This is a genomic window from Vibrio sp. 10N.222.46.A1, assembly GCF_041473595.1.
Classification (GTDB): domain Bacteria; phylum Pseudomonadota; class Gammaproteobacteria; order Enterobacterales; family Vibrionaceae; genus Vibrio; species Vibrio tasmaniensis_A.
In genome coordinates this window covers 1-7,142 of sequence record NZ_JBFRSN010000862.1, presented here as the reverse complement: position 1 = coordinate 7,142, position 7,142 = coordinate 1, and the positions used below count along the sequence as shown (strand labels likewise).

Annotated in this window: 9 protein-coding genes and 1 pseudogene; 6 read left to right on the top strand and 4 right to left on the bottom strand. The window is 44.8% G+C overall.

Translation table 11 applies throughout. From position 1 onward, the window contains the following. Window positions 1-239: 239 nt before the first annotated feature. Window positions 240-1,226: a glycosyl transferase family protein gene (locus tag AB4496_RS21220; protein WP_017096890.1), complete on the bottom strand. Its 987-nt coding sequence runs from the start codon at window positions 1,224-1,226 to the stop codon at window positions 240-242. Between the two features lie 167 nt (window positions 1,227-1,393). Here AB4496_RS21220 and AB4496_RS21215 point away from each other — a divergent pair, with 167 nt between their 5' ends. The 6 genes and pseudogenes from AB4496_RS21215 (at window position 1,394) to AB4496_RS21190 (ending at window position 4,486) form a co-directional block, all read left to right on the top strand. Next, complete coding sequence (locus AB4496_RS21215) at window positions 1,394-2,002, top strand: TetR/AcrR family transcriptional regulator (RefSeq protein ID WP_009847169.1); 609 nt, start codon at window positions 1,394-1,396, stop codon at window positions 2,000-2,002. Window positions 2,003-2,151: 149 nt separating this feature from the next. After that, window positions 2,152-2,511, top strand: coding sequence for a hypothetical protein (locus tag AB4496_RS21210; RefSeq protein WP_102257824.1), 360 nt, complete (start codon window positions 2,152-2,154; stop codon window positions 2,509-2,511). 91 nt (window positions 2,512-2,602) lie between these two features. Continuing rightward, entirely contained in the window at window positions 2,603-3,202 is a 600-nt protein-coding gene (locus AB4496_RS21205; RefSeq protein ID WP_009847171.1) for a thiol:disulfide interchange protein DsbA/DsbL, read from the top strand. Window positions 3,203-3,440: 238 nt separating this feature from the next. Beyond that, window positions 3,441-3,935 (top strand): peptidylprolyl isomerase, encoded by a 495-nt coding sequence (locus AB4496_RS21200; RefSeq protein WP_012604419.1) that lies wholly within the window; start codon window positions 3,441-3,443, stop codon window positions 3,933-3,935. Beyond that, window positions 3,936-4,040, top strand: a pseudogene (locus tag AB4496_RS21195) (hydrogenase); the annotation flags it as partial. A gap of 17 nt (window positions 4,041-4,057) precedes the next feature. Further along, window positions 4,058-4,486: a MarR family winged helix-turn-helix transcriptional regulator gene (locus AB4496_RS21190; protein ID WP_017101603.1), complete on the top strand. Its 429-nt coding sequence runs from the start codon at window positions 4,058-4,060 to the stop codon at window positions 4,484-4,486. A 94-nt stretch (window positions 4,487-4,580) separates the two neighbouring features. On the opposite strand, the gene AB4496_RS21185 is transcribed toward AB4496_RS21190, so the two are convergent. From AB4496_RS21185 to gloA, 3 genes are all read right to left on the bottom strand, one after another. After that, the gene (locus AB4496_RS21185) at window positions 4,581-5,441 is read right to left on the bottom strand and encodes a DMT family transporter (RefSeq protein ID WP_102257823.1); all 861 of its coding nucleotides are present in this window, start codon (window positions 5,439-5,441) and stop codon (window positions 4,581-4,583) included. A 110-nt stretch (window positions 5,442-5,551) separates the two neighbouring features. Then, a complete protein-coding gene (locus tag AB4496_RS21180; RefSeq protein WP_102257822.1) occupies window positions 5,552-6,649 on the bottom strand; it encodes an alkene reductase in 1,098 nt (365 codons plus the stop codon). Between the two features lie 14 nt (window positions 6,650-6,663). After that, window positions 6,664-7,050 carry a lactoylglutathione lyase gene (gene gloA, locus AB4496_RS21175; RefSeq protein WP_372131871.1) on the bottom strand — a complete coding sequence of 129 codons (387 nt, stop codon included), beginning with the start codon at window positions 7,048-7,050 and terminating at the stop codon, window positions 6,664-6,666. Between the last annotated feature and the right edge of the window lie 92 nt (window positions 7,051-7,142).

Here is a 7,142-nt window from a genome sequence, read left to right as displayed (position 1 = left end):
GCGCAGTCATAACGCATTTCTTGTTCGGCAAGCTTAAGCTGCATGGTCAACAGCACAGAACACCGTTGAATAACATGTTATGAGTAGGCAATCACCTTGACAATGATTGCCTACTTAATTCAACAGCGAATACCTACCACGGTAAATATACGAAAAAGGCCAGCATTCGCTGACCTTCTCATTCACGATTTCAATCGCTATACGTTATTTGCTAGCTCTTAACGACTGGCTAGTAGCTACTAACGAGTGCAATAGGCTTCCCACAAACGCGCTGCCTTTGAGTAAGCTTCAGCCTTATCGTGCGTTTCTGCGAATAAAATTGCCGTCATACTATCCACAACACTATTCGCCATCAGCTCCATCTCATCTTCCGGTGTACCCAGTACACATTCAGAAGGTAGAGGCAGCTCAGCATTCATCGTGCCTTCCCAGTAGAAAGATTCCACCTTTTCAGGAGAACTCATCCAGACAGTTTGGCTTACCTTGGGGTTGTATTCTGATTCGCCATTCATGCCTTTAAATGAAATCACCGAGTGGGATTTATTGCCAATCACATGCTCAACTTCTGCATGAAGCTGTGGGAATCCAGGGTGAAAGCTGCCACGCAAGCCTAAACGTCCACCACCAGGGTTCAATGCACGAACAACGGTATTAATCGGAGTTCTCAGTCCATAACGATGTTTCCAACCAATCATAGTTTGAGCTTGTGGGGCGAAGTTCGCCAAAGGCAAGTAAGCAATACCATCGGCTTCTAGAATCTGCTTTGCGTCTTGCGGATCTTGCGCGCTGCGAACGCCGACACATTCTAAATGCGTTTCGGCATGCGTACGACCACTGGGTTTGTCCATGTAGCCATGCATCAATACTTTATAGCCGTTGTCAGCTAGAATTTTTGCTGCCAACAGGTTCCAAGGCTTTCCACTGGCGTTATCGTTACGCTTACCTGCATAACACGGCCAATCGATATCAGCACCTAAGTCTGGCACTCGAGATTGAAACGCTTTTACAAAGCCTGCGATTTCTTCATTGGTTTCATTCTGCACACGAATCAACATCAGTAGCATAGCCATTTGGTCGTCACCGACCTCTCCGCTTAAATACTCATCCATGATGCGGTAGGCTTGTTCGAACGACAAAGGCTTACGACCTCTTTCCCCTCGTCCAACTGTACGAATACACTCTAAAATACTACTCATTGATTGTTTATTCTCTTCCGTTGATATCAATAAAATTCGAATACGTTTTCGATTCTATGACACCCGCAGTTCATTGCAAAGCGATTCAGGTGCTAGCGTGCTAATTACCAATACACTGATTGGTATTCTAAAAGTAAACTTACTGGTGTAAAATTAGAGTATGCAATGCTAACCGCGACATATTGAGTAATATCCAGATGACGGTAAAAAAAACACTAAGCCAAAGAAAACGCGAATCTATCGTGGCCGCTGCCATCGCAGAGTTTACCGAGCATGGCTATAAAGCCACCAGCATGGATAAAATATCGAGCCGCGCGGAAGTATCAAAGCGCACGGTTTACAATCACTTTGCGAGTAAAGAACTGCTACTGGATGAGATTTTAGACAGCATTTGGAGCAAAACACTCGCAGCGACTCAGTTCCCCTATCAAGCCGAACAACCGCTAGATGAACAACTTACCTCTATAGCCAACCAAGAACTTGAGCTTCTCGAGTCTGAAGGTTTCATCGACTTATCTCGCGTACTGTTCTCTGAATATTTTCATAACGCAGAACTCGCGCATCAAGCGATGGAAAAATATTCTCAAGCAGAAAGCGGCCTGACGACTTGGATCAAAGCGGCATTGGCTGATGGGCGTTTGGTTGAACTCGACCCATTGTTTGCATCCACTCAGTTTATCGCCCTGCTGAAATCTTTTGCATTTTGGCCACAGATCATTGGTCATGCGCCCTCTCCTGATAAGCAGCACAAGCAAATAATCATTAATTCCAGCGTCGAGATGTTCCTTAAACAGTACCAAGCGTAATAAAAGTTGAGCTCTGCTAAGTTTTGTTGGGTTTAATTAGAGATGCACAAACGAGTGATGTATCATGCGCTCGTTCTACGCTTTCCTGTTTAGCGGTTGCAGAATGTGATTCATACCAACCTTAATTCGGACACAAAGACCAATATTCCATGCCAAAGTTGATAAGCAAAATTTGGGTACATGCTTTTATGCTATTCGCTATGTTAGTGGCCACCGTCAGTGTGGACAGTATCGCGAACGCCAATGCTATGCAGGTAACTCAAAATCAATCAACCTTATCGCTGAACACCGATTCCTCATTCGACACCAGTGACTCATTCCCATATTCCAGCGCGCAACCCAATGTAGAACACCACTGCTGTGGCTCTGTATGCTTGCTTAAAATGCCACCGTTGATTGTGTCAGAGTCTTTTGATACCCAAATTGGTTCATTGGCTTTGATCGAGAAAGAGCCTTCACACAAGGCAATCATGTCGCCACAAGCTCCTTATCGCCCTCCTATTTCTTAATTGTTTGTCCCTGTTTGGCAACGCTTGCCAACGTATTACTAATACAGCTCTATCGCTGTAAACAATGACATCCAAATTTAGGAAATAACACATGAAAAAGCTATTTAGCCTATTCGCAGCTCTGATCATGAGCGCCTCAATTAATGCCGCTCAGTTTGAAGAAGGTACTCACTACAAGATCCTCGACGTAGCGAAAGCAGATAAGCCAGTCGTTACCGAATTCTTCTCGTTTTACTGCCCTCATTGCTACAAATTTGAAGGCGTCATTGAGTTCCTTAAACAAGATCTACCAGAATCAGCAAGCTTTCAAAAAGTGCACGTAGCGTTTATGGGCAACGACATGGCTGTGCCTATGGCAAAAGCTTACGCGACCATGATTGCACTCGACGCTGAAGACAATATGGTTCCAGCAATGTTCGCCAAAATTCACGAGAAGCAACAGACTCCAAGAAACGAAGCGGAACTGCGCCAGATCTTCATTGATAACGGTATCGATGCGAAGAAGTTTGATGCGGCCTACAACGGTTTCGCAGTTAACTCAATGCAGAAGCGTTTTGATAAGCAGTTTGATGCGAGCACATTAACTGGCGTTCCAGGCGTATTAGTTAACAACAAATACATCGTAAAACCGGATCAAATCAAGAGCTACGAAGAGTACAACCAACTGGTGAATTACCTTCTAACGCTTTAATCAAAAGCAATAATCTTTAAAACCTCCAAAGCCAGCGACCTGTTCGCTGGCTTTCTTGTCTATACGAATGAAGTGAACGCGCGATGGCACGCTCGAAGATCATTCAGATCGCCCTTGAATACACGTCAGAATCACTGTTCACTGGCATCCGTCGTTATTTCTCATATACTGCACCCTATTACGTCATCCACTACTCTGTAGTACTCAAAATATTAGTACTCGAACATTGGGCACCTTTATGATTATTCTGACCACTAACTTTGGCGACATCGAAATTGAACTTAACCTTGAGAAAGCGCCAGTAAGTTCAAAAAACTTCCTTAAATACTGCCAAGAAGGCTTCTATGAAGGCACCACATTTCACCGTGTGATTGAGGGTTTCATGATTCAAGGTGGTGGACACACTATCGACATGACAGAGAAGCCAACACACGCACCTATCGTCAATGAAGCAAATCGTGGACTAAAGAACGTGATTGGCTCAGTGGCAATGGCTCGTACAGACGCACCACACTCAGCAACGGCGCAGTTCTTTATCAACCTTGACGACAATGATTTCCTTGACCATACCGCGACCAGCAACGCAGGTTGGGGTTACGCAGTGTTTGGCAAAGTATCGGCAGGCATGGACGTGGTCAACAAGATTGCGCTTGCACCAACCACTACTCGCTGGGGACACGAAGATGTACCTTGCGAAGATATTGTGATTACCAAGGTCACGATTCGCGATTAATTCAAAATTAGCAGTCAATTCGCTTTTTTATCAAATAACGAAGCAATGTTGGTGCTAATTGCATCGGTATTAGTTACGATGACAATAGTTGTAATGTCATCGTAAGAATTAGGTACTGACGGATGTCACAAGAATTTGATAGGCAAAATAGCTTTGGTTGGATGATCAACGTGATCGCCAATAAAGCGAGCAAAGATTTCGACACAGAATTGAAAGAACATGGCTTAACCATTGCGCTCTGGCCAACCTTGATGTGCCTATGGGAAGAGGAAGGTATTACTCAGCGTGATATCGCGGCAAAGTCCAAAGTCGAGAATTCAACGACGACTCGCACACTAGACAAGCTAGAAAAGCTTGAGCTGGTTGAACGCAGAGCCGATCCAAACAGTCGTCGTTCTTTCAGAATCTACTTAACGGAAAAAGGGAAAGCACTCGAAGAACAGTTGATTCCAATCCCTACTCGTTTAAACAAAGAACTGATGAATGAGTTGGACGCTGAAGAACAACAGCAGATGATCAAGCTACTTCAAAAGATGGTCGCAGCAATCTGATCTTACTGTGACCGGAGCTTACTGCTAGTACATGCTTAATGAGCTATAAACATGCGCTAACAACCAACGAGCACTCGGCCTTGCGCCGAGTGTTTTATTTTCGTCTCGACCATTTGATATAACAAAATAACGAACCAATAATTACCGCTCCGCCTAGTAGCTTTTGCATCTCAACCGTTTCTCCCAACACGCTGACACTCAATAACAATGTCCACACCGGCTCAAGAATCATGATCAATGCCGCCACTTCCATGTTCACGGAGTGCTGACCGACAGTTTGCAATAAGTAACGGATCGATGTCGCGACAACCGCTGAGACGATAAACCAGAATATTAAGGTTTGAGTTATTTCAAACTCTGGTTGAGTGGTCATCGAAGCAAACGCTAACCCACTAACACCCACCACAAAAAGCTGAACGCAAATTGAAGCTATAGGTTTGATATTAGTAATCACTCGCTTATTCATGACAAAGTGAACCGAAAGCAACATCGATGCTAATAGGAAATAGAGCTGACTCTGCTCAACGTGCCAACCGTTAGTTAGGGTCAGTAGCAACATACCGATAATCGCAATTGGAAATGACATCCAGAAGGCACGATTAGGCTTAACTCGAAATATAATCCAAGAGACAAACGGCGCGATGATCATAGCTAAGCTCATGATAAACGCTCCTTCCGACAAACTTTCCGTCATCGATACTGCATACACCCAGACTTGCAATGAAGCAGACAGCAACAAGCCAACGCCGCAAAGAGAAAGTACCTGCTTAAGCGGAAGCTTACGAATGTGATGAATACAAAATGGCAAAAGAATCAAACTCGCGACGAAGAATCGCACACCAATGAACACTGGACCAGGCATTTCTAACACCACCAGCTTAGATGCAATCCATCCAATCCCAGCTAACAAGGTAGCAAATAGGAGATAAAGCTCTCCGCGCATCGCTTTCATCATCTTACTTGGTCCAATAACAAAAAAAGCAACCCGACTCTGCAAGGTTGCTTTTTATAAACATTCAACAGGATCGAGATATTATCTCAATACTCTGCTTCAGGCAGCTATTTTTAGCCTGCGTATTTTGGGTAATCCGTTAAACCTTTTTCAGCACCACCAAACAATGTGTTTGGATCGTGCGCTGCTAATGGGTAACCATTTTGAATACGAGCGGGTAGATCTGGGTTTGCGACGAATGGACGACCGAAACCAACCATATCAGTTACGCCTTCAGCAACCGCTTTTTCGCCGCGCTCGCTGTCGTATTTACCTGCGTAAATCAACACGCCATTGTAAGCTTTACGAACCGCTGCTTTAAACGCTATTGGCGTTTCAGGTGCGTCGTCCCAATCGACTTCTGCCACGTGCAGATAAACAATGTTGTATAGGTTAAGTAGCACCGCCGCCGCTGTATAAGTCTCTACTGGCGTAGCGTCAACCGTACCATTCAACGATGTGAACGGAGCAAGACGAACACCTACACGGTCAGCACCAATCGCTGCGACCATAGCTTCAACCACTTCACCTAGGAAACGTAAACGGTTTTCAATTGAGCCACCGTATTCGTCAGTGCGGTTGTTTGCTTCAGAGTCGATGAATTGGTTAATCAAGTAACCATTCGCGGCGTGAAGTTCGATACCATCAAAGCCCGCTTCAATCGCGTTCAAAGCCGCTTGGCGGTATTGACCAACCACGTTTTTGATGTCTTCTTTCGTCATCTCACGAGGTTCAACCACATCCACAAAACCCGGCTCATCAGTGCCATTATCGATGAATACTTTTACGTTTTCTGCTTTAAGTGCAGAAGACGAAATTGGTTGTTCACCACCAATGTTGTCTGGGTGTGTTACACGGCCTACATGCCAAAGTTGAGCGAAGATAACGCCCTCTTTTTCATGTACTGCATCGGTGACTTTTTTCCAACCCGCAATCTGCTCATCAGAGTAGATACCCGGAGTCCAAGCGTAACCTTGACCCATAGGTGAAATTTGTGTGCCTTCAGCGATAATCAAACCTGCAGAAGCGCGTTGAGCGTAGTAAGCCGCCATCATATCGTTTGCTGAATTGCCAGGTTGCGTTGCGCGAGAACGCGTCATCGGTGGCATAACAATACGGTTTTTAAGTTCGATATTACCAAGTTGAATTGGTTGAAATAGTGCGTTTGTCATTGTTATATCCTCGATTAACCTAGTTGAATCAGTTCGATTTGGTAGCCATCTGGGTCTGTGATAAATGCGATGTGCGTTGAGCCACCTTTTACTGGCCCCGCTTCACGAGTGACGTTGCCACCCAGTGATTTGATCTTGTCGCATGCGGCGTAAATATCTTCCACACCCAATGCCAAATGACCAAACGCGCTGCCCATCTCGTACTCATTAGTGTCCCAGTTGTACGTTAGCTCGATAGTCGTGCCGCCTTGCTCGTATCCAACGAAAACCAATGTGTAGCGGTAGTCGTTGTTTTCGTGGCGTTCAAGCTCTTTCATGCCTAATACTTTGGTGTAGAACTCGATAGACTTGTCTAGATCACCAACGCGTAGCATAGTGTGTAAAATACGACCGTTTGACATGATTTGCTCCTAGCTTTAATTATGTATACGTTTTTGTAATTCTGTTTTATGCCGCTAGAAAAATGCGGCACTGTTTAGCTTCTTAGCTTCTT